At 45.8% G+C, this 19,249-nt stretch carries 13 protein-coding genes and 2 tRNA genes; 4 read left to right on the forward strand and 11 right to left on the reverse strand.

Annotated elements, in window-relative coordinates; all coding sequences use genetic code 11:
* Positions 1 to 104 precede the first annotated feature (104 nt).
* Both ATB74_RS18795 and ATB74_RS18800 read right to left on the reverse strand, forming a co-directional pair.
* On the reverse strand, positions 105 to 884 hold the full coding sequence (locus ATB74_RS18795) for a class I SAM-dependent methyltransferase (RefSeq protein WP_060983256.1): 780 nt from the start codon (positions 882 to 884) through the stop codon (positions 105 to 107).
* 112 nt (positions 885 to 996) lie between these two features.
* The gene (locus tag ATB74_RS18800; protein WP_061019431.1) at positions 997 to 4,119 is read right to left on the reverse strand and encodes an EAL domain-containing protein; all 3,123 of its coding nucleotides are present in this window, start codon (positions 4,117 to 4,119) and stop codon (positions 997 to 999) included.
* A gap of 125 nt (positions 4,120 to 4,244) precedes the next feature.
* Between ATB74_RS18800 and asnC the strand changes: the two genes are divergently transcribed.
* Positions 4,245 to 4,709: a transcriptional regulator AsnC gene (asnC, locus tag ATB74_RS18805; protein WP_008218581.1), complete on the forward strand. Its 465-nt coding sequence runs from the start codon at positions 4,245 to 4,247 to the stop codon at positions 4,707 to 4,709.
* Between the two features lie 102 nt (positions 4,710 to 4,811).
* Here the strand turns inward: asnC and prlC are convergent, their stop codons facing one another.
* Positions 4,812 to 6,854, reverse strand: a complete 2,043-nt coding sequence (gene prlC / locus ATB74_RS18810) for an oligopeptidase A (RefSeq protein WP_061019432.1) — start codon at positions 6,852 to 6,854, stop codon at positions 4,812 to 4,814.
* 279 nt (positions 6,855 to 7,133) lie between these two features.
* Here prlC and ATB74_RS18815 point away from each other — a divergent pair, with 279 nt between their 5' ends.
* From ATB74_RS18815 to ATB74_RS18825, 3 genes are all read left to right on the forward strand, one after another.
* Positions 7,134 to 7,973: a 23S rRNA (adenine(2030)-N(6))-methyltransferase RlmJ gene (locus ATB74_RS18815; RefSeq protein WP_061019433.1), complete on the forward strand. Its 840-nt coding sequence runs from the start codon at positions 7,134 to 7,136 to the stop codon at positions 7,971 to 7,973.
* 188 nt (positions 7,974 to 8,161) lie between these two features.
* Positions 8,162 to 9,517, forward strand: coding sequence for a glutathione-disulfide reductase (gene gorA / locus ATB74_RS18820; protein ID WP_061019434.1), 1,356 nt, complete (start codon positions 8,162 to 8,164; stop codon positions 9,515 to 9,517).
* A 130-nt stretch (positions 9,518 to 9,647) separates the two neighbouring features.
* On the forward strand, positions 9,648 to 9,899 hold the full coding sequence (locus ATB74_RS18825; RefSeq protein WP_061019435.1) for a DUF6482 family protein: 252 nt from the start codon (positions 9,648 to 9,650) through the stop codon (positions 9,897 to 9,899).
* Between the two features lie 92 nt (positions 9,900 to 9,991).
* Here ATB74_RS18825 and ATB74_RS18830 read toward each other — a convergent pair whose 3' ends face one another.
* The 8 genes from ATB74_RS18830 to ATB74_RS18865 all read right to left on the reverse strand — a co-directional run bounded on the left by ATB74_RS18830 (position 9,992) and on the right by ATB74_RS18865 (position 19,220).
* Positions 9,992 to 11,233 carry an NADH:ubiquinone reductase (Na(+)-transporting) subunit B gene (locus tag ATB74_RS18830; RefSeq protein ID WP_061019436.1) on the reverse strand — a complete coding sequence of 414 codons (1,242 nt, stop codon included), beginning with the start codon at positions 11,231 to 11,233 and terminating at the stop codon, positions 9,992 to 9,994.
* A gap of 198 nt (positions 11,234 to 11,431) precedes the next feature.
* Positions 11,432 to 12,382, reverse strand: coding sequence for an SPOR domain-containing protein (locus tag ATB74_RS18835; RefSeq protein ID WP_060983262.1), 951 nt, complete (start codon positions 12,380 to 12,382; stop codon positions 11,432 to 11,434).
* A gap of 187 nt (positions 12,383 to 12,569) precedes the next feature.
* On the reverse strand, positions 12,570 to 13,508 hold the full coding sequence (locus ATB74_RS18840; protein WP_048607511.1) for an ABC transporter permease: 939 nt from the start codon (positions 13,506 to 13,508) through the stop codon (positions 12,570 to 12,572).
* Positions 13,509 to 13,510: 2 nt separating this feature from the next.
* Positions 13,511 to 14,488, reverse strand: a complete 978-nt coding sequence (locus ATB74_RS18845) for an ABC transporter permease (RefSeq protein WP_048612413.1) — start codon at positions 14,486 to 14,488, stop codon at positions 13,511 to 13,513.
* A gap of 178 nt (positions 14,489 to 14,666) precedes the next feature.
* On the reverse strand, positions 14,667 to 16,220 hold the full coding sequence (locus ATB74_RS18850; protein WP_050633914.1) for an ABC transporter substrate-binding protein: 1,554 nt from the start codon (positions 16,218 to 16,220) through the stop codon (positions 14,667 to 14,669).
* Positions 16,221 to 16,314: 94 nt separating this feature from the next.
* Positions 16,315 to 18,042: a dipeptide ABC transporter ATP-binding protein gene (locus ATB74_RS18855; protein WP_019826573.1), complete on the reverse strand. Its 1,728-nt coding sequence runs from the start codon at positions 18,040 to 18,042 to the stop codon at positions 16,315 to 16,317.
* Between the two features lie 970 nt (positions 18,043 to 19,012).
* Positions 19,013 to 19,089: transfer RNA gene (locus ATB74_RS18860), tRNA-Pro, on the reverse strand.
* A 55-nt stretch (positions 19,090 to 19,144) separates the two neighbouring features.
* Positions 19,145 to 19,220 (reverse strand) — tRNA-His (locus ATB74_RS18865).
* Positions 19,221 to 19,249: the final 29 nt, after the last annotated feature.

Raw genomic sequence — 19,249 nt, forward strand, 5'->3', positions numbered from 1 at the left:
TAGATATACATCCGTAGCTCAACTATCGCAAGTGTTAAATGGTAATTTATCGTATTTATGACGGGAAATTTTCTTAGCGTGTTGCTAAGTTATTGATGCTTTCACTAAGTCATTGATGCTTTCACATAGACATCAAAACGGTTCTTTTTGGTTTCGATCGCCATGCTCGGTTTTTGCTCATCTAACCATGCTGCGTAATCGGGCCTTTTGACCACAACTCGCTTTGATGCCAACTTCATTGCAGGCGCTAATAGAGCATCAGCATCTAAGTCTGCACCGACCAAAGATTGGAAGACTCGCATCTCTTTTTTAACCAGAGCTGATTTCTTTTTGTTCTCTGGGTGTGGGTACATAGGATCGAGATACACCACATCAGGCTGTTCGAAGTCAGGATCGTTACTGAGCTTATCCAACGCATCGTGGCTCGAAGCGTGAATCAACTTCATACGTTCACTTACCCAACCACCGATGTCTGGGTCTTGCTGCGCGCGTTGTAAGCCATCATCAAGCAGTGCTGCCACAACCGGGTGACGCTCGACCATTTGCACCTTGCAGCCCAACGAAGCCAACACAAACGCATCACGTCCTAGACCAGCGGTACCATCGAGAATAGTTGGCGTTGCACCTTTGTTTAGACCTGCTGCCTTAGCAATTGCCTGACCTTTACCACCACCAAACTTACGTCTGTGGCCGACTGCACCTCCCACTAAATCAACAAAGATAGCGCCAAGCTTAGGCTCATCGACTTTACGTAGTTCAAGTCGCTCACTAGTCAGTACCAAAGCAAAATCGCTGCTTTCATCATGAGATAAGTTCCAGCGGGTCGCTAAGTCATTCAAATGATCGATTTGGGTAGCATCTTCACAAATCAGTTGTAGTTGCAAGGTCGTCTCCAACAGACAGTAGTATTTAAAACAAAAGAGGCAACCAGTTTACCTGATTGCCTCAACAATACATATTAGCGGTGCAAAGTATTCATAGCTAAAGTCGGCTTACCTAAACCAATGGCTCTATCTCACTTTCTTGTCTTAACTCTTCAACAAGCTCTGCAAGCGGTTTAGGTCGGCCTATAATGTAGCCCTGCGCGTAGTTCACACCAAGCTCAATCAGTTTGTCGATGATCTGGGTATTTTCAACGAACTCTGCCACGGTGTGCTTACCCATCTGCTTGGCGAGATCATTGATCGAGCGAACCATCACATGGTCCATCTCATTGACATCAATATCACGCACAAACAAGCCATCAATCTTCACGATATCGACCGGTAATTTCTTCAAGTAGCCAAACGACGATAGCCCTGAGCCAAAGTCATCCAGTGCAATCATGCAGCCGAGCTCTTTGATTCGAGTGAAGAATTTGATCGCCTGCTTCATGTTACTCATAGCCGCTGTTTCGGTGATCTCCAAACAAATCTTATGACACGGTATCGACGAGTTGCTTAGACTGTCTATCAAGAACTCAACAAACTCACGATTACCCATTGAGTGACCAGAAAGGTTGATTGAACACATTCCCAGATCATCAATAATTTCTGGACGCTGCTCCAACCAACTCAAAGTTTTATTCACCACTTGGCGGTCTATCAAATGCGCGATGTTATAGCGCTCTGAAGCTGGCATGAAGATCCCCGGAGAGATGTATTCCCCTTGGATATTCTTGATGCGAACCAAAATCTCGAAGTGCATTTTATCGCTGTTTTTATTTAGGCCAAGAATACGCTGAGCAAACAACTCTAAGCGATCGTTAGCCAAAGCCTCATGCACTAGGTTTACACATTCCATCTCTAAATGACGACGACGCAGATCTTCATCATCTTGATGGTAAAGGTTGTAACGGTTACGGCCTTCTTCTTTAGCGGCATGACAAGCCGCATCCGCCTGAGCATGTACCATCTGCGGTGAAGCGGCAGTATGGTCAATCAATCGAATGCCAATAGAACAAGTCAGGTTGAGACGAATATCATCCCACAGGAATGGATTCTCGCTCATCATCGAGATAATACTGCGACACACATTCACCGCATCGCGCTCAGTACAGTCTTTGATTAATACCGCAAACTCATCACCACCCATTCGTGCCAACACAGCATTGTAAGGCAGCACATCTTCTAGTAGCTTGGCGCTAAACAAGATCGCCGCATCACCCGCTTCATGTCCTGCAGTGTCATTTAAGACCTTCAACTGATCCAAATCTAAGAACAACATCGCATGGGTTCGCATGTGACTCTCAACCTCTTTAAGCGCTTTTTGCAACTCTTGCTCAAAATGGTTACGGTTGAAAGTGTCAGTCAGCAGGTCATAGCGAGCCTGATACTCTAACTTTTCAGAAAGTTCGTGCGTTTCGGTGATATCTTCACCCACAATCAACAGCTGATCAGACTCGACCAGCGGGCGGATATTTTCACGAATCCAGATCTTGCTGCCGTCGGCATGACGATATTCGATATCACGACGCCACACGCCACGGATCTTATGCTGCGGTTGCAACAAGATATGACGTGGGATCATTGCATTCTCATCAACATAGAACTCTCTAGGGCGGTGCCCTAATAGCTGTTCTAGCGGGTAACCTAGTAACTGCTCCGCAAACTGGTTCACTTGCTGAATGCGATTATTGCCATCAAGCGTAATCATCATCACCGGCTGTTTGTCGTAATACAGCTTGAGATTCGCTTCACGCTGGAACAGTTTGTTTTCAGCAAGCTTGCGCGAGGTCACGTCGCGTGCTTCAAACAGGAACTGGATATCTTCCTTTTCATTGCCCGGCATTGGCTTCAGTGAAATATCCAACACCATCGCCCCACGATCACGACACCACACTTCAGCTTCGAATCGTAAGGCCTGGCGCTCACTTTTAGTGATGAAATATTCGGTTAGCACTTCTCGTGCAGAATCTTCCCAGTGTTGATGTTGTTGTAGAGGCGTTCCCAGTTTATAGCCTTGATTATAAAGCAGCTCATGTAGCTTGCTGTTACTCGACAACAACACACCGCCCTTATCAATAATGCCCATAAACTGCAGGCTTTGGTCGAATATCGATTCCAGTAGCAGCTGGCTTTGTCGGCTGGCACGTTCACTTTTTTTAAGGCGATTAAGGTAATACACCAAGGTCGCAATGACACACGACATAACCAAAAACAGCAAACCTACGGTGCGAATTTCATCGCGGTAGCGTACTAAAAATGACTTAGGCTTATTGAGGAAGGTCACCGAGGCTTCGTTCTCTGCGCCCAGATCCCAACGTGAGATTTGTTGGTAATCGAGTTTGATTTCAGGCGCGCCAGCAACCACCAATGGCAATGGTGCCTTGGGGTTTTTCAGCACACTCAACAGCACACGCCCCGTGTCTCGGCCTTGTGTTTCACCACTTTGAATCACACCACCAATCGCCCCAAAACCTAGCCCTAGATCGTGCACCATGTACAGTGGCATTTGAGTCTTGATATTCAGTTGTCGCCAATCTTCATCGCTACTCACTCTACCTTGTGCATCGCGGTAGTACGCCCAAAACAGCAAGCTCTTGCCTAGGTCGGCACGTTGCGAAAAGGCCATTAACTCTTGGTAGGAATCCGGCACATAGTGCTCAACGAGGTCAGAAAAATCCGGATGGGTTTTGATGAACAGATCAATTTGAGAACGAATTGCCTCACCCGTGACTGAATGATCAGTAACAATGTAGATCTTCTTTACGGTCGCTTGAAGACGCTTGATCAGCTCGATGTTGCCAACCAGATCGATGTCTTCGGTAATGCCAGTAGCATTTAGGCCTTCAATCATTTGAGGGGAGAAATTGTTGATACCACCAAAGATGACTGGCGTATCTTTGAGATCGGGCGCGAGACGCTTCATTAGATTTAGCGCGTTATTATCACTCACCACAACTGCAGCAAATTCTTCATGCTGTAACTTGGTGTGATAAAGCTGATACACGCGCTCTAAGTATTCAGGGTTTTGAGTACGCTTACTATCAAGGTAAACAACCCGATAAGACAAGCCGTCGCGATCGAGTTCTTCGGATAATCCTTTATGGAAATCATCCGTCCAGAAAAAACCTTGATGGTAGGAGTGGATCACCAATACATCCTTTGTCTGAGCTGAAGCAAACACACTCCAACACATCACAATAAAAAATAACGAAAGTCGCACTGAATTCACCCTAACACCATTGTTGCTGCTAATATTATCACCCTTGGCTATGATATGTACTCTAGCCAATATATTTTCATTAAATCTAAGGGTTAAGCATGTCCACAACTACCGCTCGTCTCGATGACCTAGACCGTGCCATTCTCAAAACCTTGATGGAAGATGCACGTACTCCTTATGCTGAAATGGCAAAGCAGTTCGATGTCAGCCCTGCGACGATTCACGTTCGCATCGAAAAGATGAGATCGGCAGACATTATTGAGCGAACGGAAGTTGTGGTAAACACCAAAAAGCTGGGTTACGACGTGTGTTGCTTTATTGGCATCAACCTTAATGCTGCCAAAGATTACCACTCGGCGATCGCTAAGCTGAATGCCTTAGACGAAGTGGTTGAAGCGTACTACACCACTGGAGCTTACAATATCTTTGTAAAGCTGATGTGTAAGTCGATAGAAGAGCTGCAGTTTGTATTGATCGATAAACTGCAAGCGATCGATGAAGTTCAGTCGACAGAGACACTGATTTCATTGCAGAACCCTATCAACCGCAATGTGAATCCATAACATTGATTCTCCTTGCTTGGCATCAAGCACAGACAAAAAAAGAGCCTCTAACTAGAGGCTCTTTTCTCAATTATCTCGCAATAAACTAGATAGTTACCGTGATTATGCGTTAATTCCCGCGTGGCGCAGCATTGCGTCGATTTGTGGCTCACGCCCACGGAAGCGTTTGAACAGCTCCATTGGCTCTTCACTGCCACCCATTTCAAGGATGTTATTCAAGAAACGATTACCGGTTTCAGTGTTGAAGATACCTTCCTCTTCAAATGCTGAGAACGCATCTGCCGATAGCACTTCTGCCCACAGGTAGCTGTAGTAGCCCGCACTGTAGCCACCAGCAAAGATGTGACCAAAGCTGTGTGAGAAACGGTTCCAATCTAGGCTTGGCAATACCGATACCTTAGACTTAACATCCGCTAGTGTTTCTAGTACGCGAGCACCCACTTCAGGGTCGTACTCTGTGTGTAACGTGAAATCGAACAAGCCAAGCTCTAGCTGACGCAGGATAAACATCGCAGATTGGAAGTTCTTCGCCGCTAGCATCTTCTCTAGCATCTCTTTTGGTAGCGCTTCACCCGTTTCGAAGTGACCAGAGATGAACGACAGCGCTTCTTCTTCCCAACACCAGTTCTCTAGGAACTGACTTGGCAGTTCAACCGCATCCCAAGGCACGCCATTAATACCCGCAACTGCGCCCGCTTCTACTTGCGTCAGCATGTGGTGAATGCCGTGACCGAATTCGTGGAATAAGGTCACCACTTCATCGTGAGTAAATAGCGCAGGCTTATCACCAACTGGCTTATTGAAGTTACACGTTAGGTAAGCAACCGGCGTTTGCAGCTCACCAGATTCAGTAATGCGACGACCACGACAGTCATCCATCCAAGCGCCACCACGTTTGTGTTCACGTGCGTATAGATCTAGGTAGAAGCTACCACGCAGTGTTCCAGTCGCATCAAAGATATCAAAGAAGCGAACTGACTCATGCCAAGTGTCTACACCTACACGCTCTGTTACCGACATACCAAACACGCGGTTCAGTACCTCAAACAGACCTGAAACCACATTAGATTCTGGGAAGTAAGGACGAAGCTCTTCATCAGAGATCTCGAACAGGTTCTGTTTTTGTTTCTCACTGTAGTAAGCGATGTCCCACAGGTTTAGCTCAGAGACACCAAACTCTTTCTCTGCAAACTGGCGTAGCTCTTCAACTTCGCGTTCACCTTGCGGTTTGGCTTTTACTGCTAGGTCGTTTAGGAAACCAAGCACTTGGTCTGGCGTTTCTGCCATTTTGGTCGACAGTGATTTTTCGCTGTAAGTACTGAAGCCAAGCATGCGCGCGATCTCGTGGCGCAGTTTAAGTTGCTCAGTGATGATCTCAGTATTGTCCCATTTACCGGCATTTGGACCGCGATCTGAAGCGCGCGTTACGTATGCTTCATAAAGCTCTTTACGCAGTTCTTGGTTATCACAGTACGTCATCACTGGTAGGTAAGATGGGATATCTAAAGTCAGTAGATAGCCTTGTTGCTCTTTAGACTCAGCCGCCGCTTGTGCTGCCGCCAGTGCTGATTCAGGCATACCTGCCAGTTCCGCGACATCTGTGATCTGTTTGCTCCAACCCATGGTTGCATCAAGCACATTGTTTGAGAATTGAGAGCCTAGCTCAGACTGACGCTTGCTGATCTCGCCGTAACGATGCTGTTCGTCTGCAGGCAAGCCAATGCCCGACAGTTCAAAGTCACGCAGTGCGTCAGTAATGGTTTTTTGTTGAGCTCGATTTAATGCCGAGAATTCTTCACTCGCCTTGATCGCTTTGTACGCTTCAAACAAGCCTTTGTGTTGACCAACCCACGTGCCGTACTCAGATAGCACAGGTAAGCAGCTCTCATACGCTTCACGCAGTTCGTCACTGTTCACAACAGAGTTCATGTGGCTTACTGGTGACCAAATACGGCCTAAACGATCATCCACTTCTTCAATCGGAGCAACCAGGTTGTCCCAGCTTGGTGAAGTATTACCTTCAAGTACTTGTTCTATCTTGTTGCGACACGCTTCAATCACTTGCTCAACTGCAGGCTTTACGTGCTCTGGCTTGATCTGTGAAAACGGAGGTAAGTCCGTGAAGGTTAATAGCGGATTAGACATATAAACATTCCTTTGGCTTTAGAGACTTTCGTCTTTTTTGTAATGAGGTCGTCTTACAGTCATCAGGCTAAAGTTCGCCCTAAAAAATCACCTGCGAATAGTTATTAAATAGTGCCCAACAAGGCAAATTTCAATAGTAGAACCAATAACTAACTGCATATTGCTAGCGACTGTTCCTGAATTGTTCGAGAATTTATGGTCCATTGAGGGTTATAATAGTCTGATTAACCCCACCTACACTAACCACACTCTAATTCGAGAGTGTTACGAGAGTTTAATTTGTTAAGTTATCGCCACAGCTTCCACGCAGGTAACCATGCCGACGTAGTAAAGCATATCGTACAGAGCCTTATTCTTAATTCTTTGAAACAGAAGGATAAGCCTTTTGTTTATCATGACACTCACTCTGGTGTAGGTCGTTACGACTTAACGCATGAATGGTCTGAAAAAACCGGTGAATACAAACAAGGTATTGCGCGCGTTTGGGAACAGAAAAATCTTCCTGAAGACATTCAAAGCTACCTTGAGTCTATTTCCATTCTCAACAATGGCGAGAAACTGCGTTACTACCCGGGTTCCCCACGTGTTGCACGTGCACACCTGCGTGACCAAGACCGCATGGTACTGACTGAGCTTCACCCAGCCGATCACCCTCTGCTTGAGCAAGAGTTCCACCGTGATCGTCAGGTATCTATCTATAAAGAAGATGGTTTTAAGCGCTTGAAGGGCAGCCTGCCACCAAAAGAACGTCGTGGTTTAGTACTGATCGACCCGCCTTACGAGCTGGCAAAAGAGTATCGTGATGTCGTGACAGCAATCGCTCAAAGCCACAAGCGCTGGGCAACTGGTATCTACGCAATTTGGTACCCGGTGGTAAATCGCTGTGATATCGAAGATATGATCGAAGGTCTCGAAGGCTTAGGCATCAACAAGATTCTACAAATCGAACTTGGCGTATCACCAGACACCAACGAGCGTGGCATGACAGCATCAGGCATGATCGTGATTAACCCGCCTTGGAAGCTAGAAAGCCAAATGAAAGAGATTCTTCCATTCTTGAAGGAAGCAATTGCGCCGGCAACCGGTCACTTCAAAGTAGAGTGGATCGTACCCGAGTAATCTCGAACTTAACGTCATACTCTGACGAATATTCAGCAGATTGTGACGTACACGAATAAATTTTAAACAGGGAGATTGAGTTCAACCGATCTGCCCTCAATATAATAATTATACAATTTAAGAATCTATAGGACGTAGGTGTTCAGTGCGCTCACTGTGCCCACAGCCTTCAATAAATGGAGAAAGTAATGGCGACTCATTTTGATTACATCTGTATCGGCGGCGGCAGCGGCGGCATCGCATCAGCAAACCGCGCAGCAATGCACGGTGCAAAGGTTGCACTTATCGAAGCTCAAGACCTTGGTGGTACTTGTGTAAACGTTGGTTGTGTTCCTAAAAAGGTAATGTGGCACGGCGCTCAAGTTGCTGAAGCTATCAACCTATACTCTGAAGACTACGGCTTCGACGTTGACGTAAAAGGCTTCAACTGGGGCAAATTGGTAGAAAACCGCCAAGCGTACATTGGCCGTATCCACCAATCTTACGATCGCGTTCTTGGTAACAACAAAGTAAATGTAATCAGAGGCTTTGCTAAGTTCGTTGACGAGAAAACTGTTGAAGTTAACGGTGAACACTACACAGCGGATCACATCCTGATCGCAGTAGGTGGTCGTCCAACCATTCCAAACATCCCAGGCGCTGAATACGGCATCGATTCAAACGGTTTCTTCGACCTAATGGAGCAACCTAAACGTGTTGCTGTTATCGGCGCAGGCTACATCGCAGTTGAAATCGCAGGCGTACTAAGCGCACTTGGCACAGAAACACATCTATTCTGCCGTAAAGAGTCACCACTTCGCAGCTTCGACCCAATGATCATCGAGACACTGGTTGAAGTAATGGAAGCGGAAGGCCCAACACTGCATACACACTCTGTTCCAAAAGAAGTCGTGAAAGAAGCAGACGGCACATTAACTCTACACCTAGAGAACGGCAACACTCAAAACGTTGACCACCTAATCTGGGCTATCGGTCGCCACCCAGCAACTGACGCTATTAACCTAGCATCAACTGGCGTTGCAACGAACGATCGTGGCTACATCAAAGTAGACGAGTTCCAAGCAACCAACGTTCCTGGCATCTACTGTGTTGGCGACATCATGGAAGGCGGTATCGAGCTAACTCCTGTTGCTGTTAAAGCAGGTCGTCAGCTTTCTGAGCGTCTATTCAACGGTCAAACCAACGCGAAAATGGACTACAAGCTAGTGCCTACTGTTGTATTCAGCCACCCACCTATCGGCACAATTGGTCTAACGACTCAAGAAGCTGAAGAGCAATACGGCAAAGACAACATCAAGGTATACACGTCTGGCTTCACTGCTATGTACACAGCAGTAACCAAGCACCGTCAACCTTGTAAGATGAAGCTAGTATGTGCTGGCGAAGAAGAGACAGTAGTCGGCCTACATGGCATCGGCTTCACTGTTGATGAAATGATTCAAGGCTTCGGCGTTGCAATGAAGATGGGCGCAACCAAAGCAGACTTCGACTCTGTTGTGGCAATTCACCCAACGGGCAGCGAAGAGTTTGTTACCATGAGATAATCAACGTCTTAGTTGAGCTCTCTTTAGAAGCAGGCCTTGTGCCTGCTTTTTTTACGTTCGCTCTGAACCTTAGCTATCGATTCGACGTAACACAAATATCTACTTATCTAGAACAGCAATGGAGTTTGTGATGAATCTTCTGATTGAATCATTTGAAGGCGGGATCTATTTGGCTTACCAAGTCATTGGCGAGCAAAAGCAGTTAATCAAAGACGACCACCAGCACCCAATGAAGTTTTTGAGTGTTAACCAAGCACGCGACCACTTTAGCGACCAAGGCGTGGCATCGGCAATGTTGGTTCACAACAGTGCTTACGATGAGATGTGTGGTGAGCATTGCGGTAACACCCAACCGTTCGAGATTGATTTGAAGTGGAGTTAAATCAACTTCAAAGCAATTGCGATAAAAATTGAAAGGCTTGCATCAATGCAAGCCTTTATTATCCAAGTCACTTTCCTTTTTAATCACTTAGATCAGCGCGATGTCCGTTTCAGTCTTCGTTTGATGTTCTGCTCTTTCACAATAAAGTCGAACAGTGGAGCGAACAGGTTGGCGAACAAGATAGCCAGCATAATGCCCTCTGGGTAGGCTGGATTGAGCACTCTGATACCGACGGTCATAACGCCGATCAAAATCCCATAGGTCCATTTACTCTGATTGGTAAACGCGGCGGAAACCGGGTCGGTTGCCATGAAGAAAGTACCAAACGCCACGCCACCCAACACAAAGTGCCAGTAGAAGGGCATCGAAAACATCGAGTTAGTCTCTGACCCTATCCAATTCATCAAGCTAGATGTCACAACGAGACCAATAATCACACCGGCGACAATGCGCCAAGACGCTATCTTCATCGCTATCAGAATCAACCCCGTCAGCATGATCAGTAGTGACGACACCTCTCCCATCGAACCTGGAATATTACCGATAAAGGCATCCATCCAAGTGATCGTCTCGCCAGTCATGTTATTGATGAGTGACGTGCTGCCGCCTTCATACCATTGACTCAGCGGTGTCGCGCCTGAATAGCCGTCAGCGGCAACCCACACAAGCCCACCCGACATGTTGGCTGGATACGCGAAATAGAGAAACGCGCGGCCTGCGAGTGCAGGGTTGAGGAAGTTTCGTCCTGTACCACCAAACAGCTCTTTGGCGACAACGATACCAAAGGTGATACCTAATGCAGCTTGCCAAAGCGGGATGGTTGGCGGGAGGATTAGTGCAAACAGCACCGAGCTAACAAAGAAGCCTTCATTAACTTCGTGCTTGCGAACGACAGCAAACAGTACCTCCCAGAAACCACCTACTACAAACACCGTGGCATAAACGGGTAGGAAATAGAGTGCACCAAGCAGCATCTGACTTGCCCAACCACTTGCCATCATTGACTGTGTATCACCAAAAGCCCATGACAGGCGCCAGCTACTCTCGATAACTGAAGTAAGTTCGCTAGGTTGATAGCTGTAGGTTAACGCAAGAACACTTTGGTGCCCGACGTTATACATACCCCAGAACATTGCCGGAAAAGTCGCCAACCACACCAGAATCATGATTCGTTTGAGATCGATGCTATCTCGAACATGGGTCAAACCTTGGTTTACGTTGCCGGGCGTATAAAAGATGGTCGCGAAAGCTTCGTACAATGGATAGAGCTTTTCGTACTTCCCTCCGGCTTCAAATCGTGGAGCCACGTCTTCTAATCGTTTTTTTAAACTCATAATCTCAATCACCTTATTACTTGAGTTATGGTTTTCTACGCATCAACCGCGCTATTTGAACAATTTTTAGCTATTTTTAATCAAATTCGTCTTGAAGAACGAGTATCTGAAAGTCGAACCGATGTTGAAAAAGAAGAATGTATAAACAACAAAGCCCCAGCAATGGCTGAGGCTTATTTGGTATAACAACGGTCGTCGTTACTTCACGCACATCACATTGAGCAATGAAGATCCTTTCAATTGGTTAACGTTACCGTTGGTAAACAGGCCTTTCTTATCTGTGCCCCAATAAGGGAGGTGCATTGGCCAGTTCTGTTTTTCCATAACCTTTGAGCTCAAAATGCTCTGCCACTGCTTTTCACTCATCAGCTTCATGTTGACCTGATTACACACCAGTTCAGCGCTATCGTAATCTAGGCGGCTCCAAGGCTTACCTTGCTCCATGTAGAACTGTTGTTGATGGTCTAAAAGGTAAGGAATCGCATATTGGTTACCCGCAACGTCTGCTGTCACGCGGATCTCGATTTCTAGATCATCACCTGAGCGCGCGTTACCGCTTGGTAGCGTCTGAATAGCAGCAGCACTCGTTACCGCGGCCGCTTGCTTAGCAGCCACAGGTTTTGCTGTTGGTTTTACAGGAGCCTTAGGCTTAACCATTTTTGACTCTGCCGGTTTTGCAACAATAGGCTGTGATGAGGTCTGAGACTTATCAACCATACGAATGAAGGCTTCGCCGTATCCAGACACTTTACGTACCTGAGCTAGGTCTTTTCTTGCATCCGAGAAGGTAGAGTAAGGTCCAATTAAACAACGATAGTCTCCGCCTTCCGGCTTCATCCATACATTGGTCGAGATCTTCTCATATAGGGGCTTTGCTCGGTTCAGTGACAAAGGCTTATTCAGCAAGCCACATTGAACCCAAAACAGCTCGTTATCTGAATGACGTTTAGGCGCCTTGCTCCCCCAAACACCCTTACCGATCGGACATGATTGCTCTAGCTGTGGTAATTGGTTGGTGCTTGCCTGAGTTGCATCACATAGAACCGACTCTGCATTCACTTGGCTCGATACCAAAAGAGATGCAGCGATAAGCCCCATACGATAATTTCTCGTCACAGCACGACATACAGCATTCATTGTCAATTTCATAACCACCACTTAAACCCTTACGGGCTAATTATTACCGAATCTATGTCGATAAAACATGAATTCCATTTTAAGTATTATTGACACTATCAATGATACTAAGTTCCAGATCCATTAAGCAAAAAAAGAGCCGTAATTGCTTACGGCTCTTAGTTTAGTGACTTTTTTTACTAAAAATCAAACCGAGCTATCACCCTTTATAAATTTTCGGGTTAAACACGTCGCGTAACCAATCGCCTAATAGGTTAATAACTAGAACCAATGTTACCAAAAGCACACCTGGGAATGCTGTGATCCACCATGCTCCTGAGAAAATGTAGTTAAAACCAGTACTGATCAGGGCGCCGAGTGACGGTTGGTCTACCGGAAGACCCAAACCTAGGAAAGAAAGTGCCGCCTCTGACATGATGGCATTTGCCACCTGTACCGTAGAGATAACCAAAATCGGTGATAAACAGTTAGGCAGAATATGACGGAACATGATGCGAGGTGCTCGGAAGCCCATCACACGAGCCGCTTCTACGTACTCTTTCTTCTTCTCTGCCAATACCGATGCACGAATCGTACGAGCATACTGTGGCCATTCAGCAATACCGATGATCACCACCAGCATAACAACGGCATATTGCGCGTAGAAGTCACTACCGAAACTCGCCTTAAAGATGGCCGAAACAATGATCGCAACCATCATGGTTGAGAACGAAAGCTGAACATCGGCAAAACGCATCAGGAAGCTATCAATACGACCACCAAAGTAACCCGCAGACAGACCAATGATGATACCGAGAGTCAGCTGAAGGCCTACCGCTAGGAAACCGATCGTCAGTGACAGACGCGAGCCGTAAAGCATCGTAGATAAGATGTCACGACCTTGCTCATCAGTACCCAGTAGGAAGCGTTCTTCGCCGTCTTCCATCCAAGATGGTGGCAACTCAGAATCCATGATATCGATAGACGTCACGTCATACGGGTCTGTTGGCGCTAGAATCGGTGCCGCTAATGCCATCACAAGGAAAGCTGCAAAGATAGCGAAGCTCACCATTGCCACTTTATCGCGTAAGAAGTAGTACAGAATGTCTGACTGCTTGAATCGCTCCCAACGAGATGGAGCTGTAGTTGTGTGTTCCATGATTATGCTCCTTTCCCTGTAATATTCACTGTTGGGTTAATGATGCCGTACAGCAGGTCAACAATGGTGTTCGTTACTACGAAGATCAGACCAACGAAGATAACGTATGCGGTAATCAGTGGAGTATCCACTCGGTTAATCGCTTCAAGGAATAGAAAGCCGGTACCCGGCCACTGGAATACAGTTTCAGTCAAAATGGTGTAAGCCACCATTGTACCAATTTGAACACCACCAACCGTTAGTACAGGTAGCATTGTATTCTTCAGAGCGTGTTGGTAGTAAATCTTGTTCAGCGCTAGGCCTTTTGCTTTACCAAACTTGATGTATTCAGAGCTAAGAACCTCGAGCATTTCAGAGCGTACTAGACGAATGAATAGCGGCAGCATGATAGATGCCAGAGCAATACTCGGCAGCACTAAGTGCGCAAGGCCATCTAGCGTTAGGAAGCCAGATTCCCAACCGAACCAGTTTGCGGTATCACCACGTCCGAATGACGGCAGCCAACCGAGCTCAATAGAGAACACATACATCAACATGATAGCGGTTAAGAAAACAGGTACCGAGATACCGATACTACTGCCCGCCATCACCAATTTAGTGAAGAAACTTTTTGGGTGTATTGCAGAATAAACGCCGAGTGGAATCGACAGACAAACGATGATCAGAGAAGCGCCAAACACAAGTTCAAGCGTCGCGACCAATTTGTCTAAGATTACGTCCACAGCAGGGCGTTTAAAGAAATATGAAGTACCAAGATCACCTTGTAGAGCTGCGCCCACAAAGCGAGTGTATTTTGTAATGAAGGGATCATTTAAGCCGAGTTCATCACGCAGCGCTTGACGCTCCGATTCTGAAACAGATTGACCGACTAACTCACGCAACGGGTCGCCCAGGTTATCCTGAATGGCAAACGCCACCAAACTGATCACAAACATCACTATCAGTGCCTGAAACAGGCGCTTGACCAGAAACGTAACCATTCCTTGCCCCTTATCTATCCATGACTATCTAATCGAAATCCGCGACTAGATAACAAAATTCAGTCTTAAAAAAGGTATTTAGCCAGACTGAAGGAAGACCAAATACCGAAACTTAAATCTATTTCTTAATAATTTGAGAGCCTGAAAAGCTTCAGGCTCTCGATTCTAGCAAGCTAGATTATTTTACAACTAGGTCGCCGAAGTAAGGCATAACCATTGGGTTTACTACGTCTGCTGCACCTACGTTAGACTTCGCGCCCCACGCTTCACTCTGCCAGTGTAGAGGTACGAATGCTGCGTCGTTGTACAGTGTTGCTTCAACGCCTTTCAGCATTTCAGCACGCTTAACTGGGTCAGTTTCAGTGTTAGAAGCTTCTACAATCGCATCCATCTCTGGGTTTGAGTAACCAGAACAGTTGTATTGACCACGGCCAGTTTCTTCGTTACGAGTCATAGTTAGGAACTCGTTGAAGTTAGCTGAATCTTCTGTATCTGAGTGCCAGCCGATCATCATCATGTCTGCTGAACATAGGTCAAATTCAGGCCAGTACTGTGCTTTAGGCATAGTCTTAAGATCAACTTTGATACCAATCTTAGATAGCATTGCCGCAGACGCTTGCGCTACTTTCGCATCGTTCACGTAACGGTTGTTTGGTGCCATCATAGTTAGCGTAAAGCCATCTTCGTAGCCCGCTTCTTTCATCAGCTCTTTCGCTTTTTTCAGATCGTAACGAGGAACTAGGTCTTCGTTGTGACCCGCGTAGCCTGTTGGGCTTTGCTGACCAGCAGCTGTCGCGAAACCTTTCATGATTTTCTTAACAATACCCTCATTGTTAATAGCATGAACGATTGCTTGACGAACGCGCACGTCTTTCAGTGCTTCGTTACTGTTTTGGTTCATTTGGAACGTAATGATACGAGTACCAGGTAGCGTTACTAGATCGATGTTCTTAGCGTTTTTAACACGCTTGTGATCGTTTGGTGCTACTGGGTGAATCATATCAACGTCACCAGAAAGAAGTGCAGCAACACGTGTTGCATCTTCTTTGATTGGCACAAGTGTTAGCTTGTCTACGTTGCCTTCAGTTTCTGTGTCCCAGTAATCGTTGAAACGCTCGAACGTTACTTTAACGCCTTGCTCACGTTGCGTTACGATGAATGGACCAGTACCTGAAACGTTAGTCGAAGCGAACGAGTTACCGTGCTTAACTAGCTCAGACTTGTCTTTACCTTCTGCTGTTTGGCCAGAGTAGAACTTGCTGTCCATTGGGAAGATGTAAGTTGCTGTTTGTAGTACTAGTGGGTAAGCCGCTTTAGAAACAAGCTCAACTGTGTAGTCATCCACTTTTACCATTTTTTCGTATGGCGTGAAGATAGACTTAAAGTCTGGAGAAGCTTGTAGACGTTCAAAAGTCCACACAACATCATCAGCAGTCAGTTCGTTACCAGAGTGGAATTTCACACCTTTACGTAGGTTAAAGCGGAAAGTCGTTTCATCAACACGCTCCCAGCTAGATGCTAGGCGGCCTTCAAAATCCATCTCTTTTGTGAAACGTACTAGAGGGTCAAACACCATGTGAGACATTTGCAGTGTGCCACCAGACAGCTGCTCGTGCGGGTCAAGTGATACAGGGTCAGCTGCGTAGCCAACGGTAATATCTGCTGCTGCTGCACTAAAGCTTAGGCCAGCTGCCATTAAAGCTACTGCTAATTTGCTTTTCATGGTTTTCATTGCATAACTCCTTCATGCGGGAATCCAGATCCCTAGTTGTTGTATTTGCGTCTGTTTATTGTTTTTAGCAAGCTAAACTCCAGCCTGCCGATTTTTATACCGCGGCTTGTGCCACTGCTTTTTCTTCTCTTAAACCTGTAAATTCAGGCATTAAAGAAATCAGATGTTTGCTGTATTCATGCTGAGGCGATTGGAACAACTGCTCAGTTGGCGCTACTTCCAATAGTTCTCCCATTTGCATCACACCAACACGGTCACACATTTGGCGAATAACCGGTAAATCGTGACTGATGAACAGCATGGTTAGGTTTAGCTCGTCTTGTAAGTCTTTTAGTAGGTTAAGGATCTGAGCCTGTACCGACACATCCAGTGCCGAGGTAGGTTCATCACAAATCAAAAGACGCGGGCGAGTTGCCAAAGCGCGAGCGATAGAAATACGCTGACGTTGGCCACCTGAGAATTCGTGTGGGTACTTAACCCCGGCCATTACGCCTAGACCAACGTGCTCTAGCAGGTCGTTCACGATCTGACGAGTTTCATTCTCGTTGCGCGTCAGTTTATGGAATCGAATAGGCTCAGCAATGATGTCGAATATCTTCATTCGAGGGTTCATTGATGTGTAAGGGTTTTGGAAAACCATCTGCATTTGGCGGCGCATTGGGCGACGCTCTTTTTCAGATTTAAGCCCAGTCAGGTCAACGCCTTCAAACGTTACCTTGCCTGAGTTGGGTGCGTACAAGCCAGCAATCACACGAGCAATCGTTGATTTACCTGAGCCTGATTCACCTACTAAACCAAATGTCTCACCTTCATGCACTTCAAAGCTCACGTTGTTTGATGCTTGAACGTACTCACGACGACTCTCAAAGAAAGAATCTTTGGTGGTAAAGCGTAAGTGCACGTTTTCAACATTCAACAATGGGCCAGTGTAATCACGGTGATCTTGGCTTTGACCTAACCAGTGGTTTTTTACATCTAGAGGTTCCATCTCGTGCGCTTCTTCGATGTAGCTCACAAGAGGGAAACGATCGAGTTTACGGTCTGAACGTGGAACCGCTGAGATAAGACTGTGTGTGTATGGGTGTTCAGGAGTACCAAGGACTTTCGCCGTCGGGCCAAACTCAACCAAATCACCACGATACATCACGGCAACGCGATCAGTAACATTAGATACCACACCCATGTCGTGCGTGACCAACATACAACCTACGTTCTTCTTGATACACAGGTCGCGAATCAAACCCAAGATCTGGTCTTGGATAGACACATCAAGTGCCGTTGTTGGTTCATCTGCGATGATTAGGTCAGGTTCACCTGCCAATGCGATCGCGATAACCACACGCTGACGCATACCGCCAGAGAATTGGTGTGGGTACTGCTTTAAACGGTTTTCTGGTTGTGGGATACCCACTTGGTTCATCAAGTCTAATGAACGCTGGTAGGCTTCTTGATCCGAAACCTTCATGTTGGCATGAATCGTCTCTTTTAACTGCTGTTCTACTGTGAATAGAGGGTTAAGAGACGTCATTGGATCTTGGAAGATAAAACCAATCTTTGAGCCGCGAACAGAACGCATCTGTTCAGGAGATAAGCCAGAGACTTTTTCGCCATCCAGGAATACCTCGCCGCTAGCAATGCGGCCGGGAGGGCTCAGCAAATCGATAACAGCATTACCTACTGTTGATTTACCTGCACCAGACTCGCCTACAACACCAACGATCTCACCACGTTCAATGTTGAACGAAAGCGATTTAACTGCGGCGTGAACTCCATGACGAGATGGGTATTCGATACGAAGATTTTTTACTTCTAAAAGTGACATTACCAGACCTCTACTGCTTTGGCAGCTTTCTGCCCTGTCTGCAAAATTGAATCCATTCTTACCAGAATATTGTTCTGATATTTTATACGGTTGACAATTTGGCAAATAATTCACAGAAAAGCAACAAAAATAGGATAAAAAGTCGACATTAAACGCTTAGCAAGCAAAAGTGCCACATAACTATTCACCCAGAGAGCATATAGTAAGAAAAATCAACATTATATTATCGGCAAGAAATACTCACAAACTCCTTACCACTGCTTACTTGTAGAGTTAAACCTGTGCTTCAAAGCAGATCTCACTACCATTCAATAAAAACAAATAATTATTCCAAAAAATAATTAACACTATAGAAACAAACGCTGATTTTGTTAATTTAAGCAAATAAAACAACCATATATACGTAAATTAACCATACATTTAACCATACATTTAACCATTTATATTATTTTGATAAATACAAACCAGAGAAATGAAAGGCTTAACAAATCAGAGGCGTTTTTGAACGAGCAAATGCGTAGAAAGCTGTCAAATTCAGGCCTTAGTGAGCAGGTTTAGGGTCAGGTTTCACTTTTCATAAAAGTCTTTAGACCAAACCCATTAATATGTCGAATTGTTAGGTGGTTAATTCATATAAAATTAGACATAGATCTACACATTTGATAAAGAAAGCAACTCCGTATCAACACCATAATCACGCAGAACGATAGGAATCTGACTTATATAAAGGGGGAGGTTTTTAAATGATCGGTGAAGAGACATTCTTTGAATATCAGACGAACCCTACTTGGGTTCCAATCTAGTGATCTTCAGATGAAAAAAAACCTCATCATTTCTGATGAGCTTTCTTAAAGGTGGTCGATGAAGAGGATTTGATCGGACTGGCGCTCCAGCCCACGCCCCCTTGCACCAAATTATCTAAATTCCAGACGTAAAAAAGCCCCGTCATTTCTGACGGAGCTTCTTAAGGTGGTCGGTGAAGAGGGATTCGAACCCCCGACCCTCTGGTCCCAAACCAGATGCGCTACCAAGCTGCGCTATTCACCGAGACGTTTCGTTTGATTTCTCAAACTGGGAACTTCAAAGAAGCTACCAAAATTAATGGGGTGGCTAACGAGATTCGAACTCGCGACCACCGGAATCACAATCCAGGGCTCTACCAACTGAGCTATAGCCACCACTAACTTTTTATATAACCGCTTAAAAG

This window comes from Vibrio splendidus (genome assembly GCF_001557875.1).
In the GTDB taxonomy this organism is placed as follows: Bacteria; Pseudomonadota; Gammaproteobacteria; order Enterobacterales; family Vibrionaceae; genus Vibrio; species Vibrio splendidus_F.

What these genes read in the sequence shown, in the direction of transcription:
- ATB74_RS18800 (WP_061019431.1), bottom strand. Translation starts at nt 4,119, where the DNA reads ATGTGTTGGAGTGTGTTTGCTTCAGCTCAGACAAAGGATGTATTGGTG.
- asnC (WP_008218581.1), top strand. Translation starts at nt 4,245, where the DNA reads ATGTCCACAACTACCGCTCGTCTCGATGACCTAGACCGTGCCATTCTC.
- prlC (WP_061019432.1), bottom strand. Translation starts at nt 6,854, where the DNA reads ATGTCTAATCCGCTATTAACCTTCACGGACTTACCTCCGTTTTCACAG.
- gorA (WP_061019434.1), top strand. Translation starts at nt 8,162, where the DNA reads ATGGCGACTCATTTTGATTACATCTGTATCGGCGGCGGCAGCGGCGGC.
- ATB74_RS18825 (WP_061019435.1), top strand. Translation starts at nt 9,648, where the DNA reads ATGAATCTTCTGATTGAATCATTTGAAGGCGGGATCTATTTGGCTTAC.
- ATB74_RS18830 (WP_061019436.1), bottom strand. Translation starts at nt 11,233, where the DNA reads ATGAGTTTAAAAAAACGATTAGAAGACGTGGCTCCACGATTTGAAGCC.
- ATB74_RS18835 (WP_060983262.1), bottom strand. Translation starts at nt 12,382, where the DNA reads ATGAAATTGACAATGAATGCTGTATGTCGTGCTGTGACGAGAAATTAT.
- ATB74_RS18840 (WP_048607511.1), bottom strand. Translation starts at nt 13,508, where the DNA reads ATGGAACACACAACTACAGCTCCATCTCGTTGGGAGCGATTCAAGCAG.
- ATB74_RS18845 (WP_048612413.1), bottom strand. Translation starts at nt 14,488, where the DNA reads ATGGTTACGTTTCTGGTCAAGCGCCTGTTTCAGGCACTGATAGTGATG.
- ATB74_RS18850 (WP_050633914.1), bottom strand. Translation starts at nt 16,220, where the DNA reads ATGAAAACCATGAAAAGCAAATTAGCAGTAGCTTTAATGGCAGCTGGC.
- ATB74_RS18855 (WP_019826573.1), bottom strand. Translation starts at nt 18,042, where the DNA reads ATGTCACTTTTAGAAGTAAAAAATCTTCGTATCGAATACCCATCTCGT.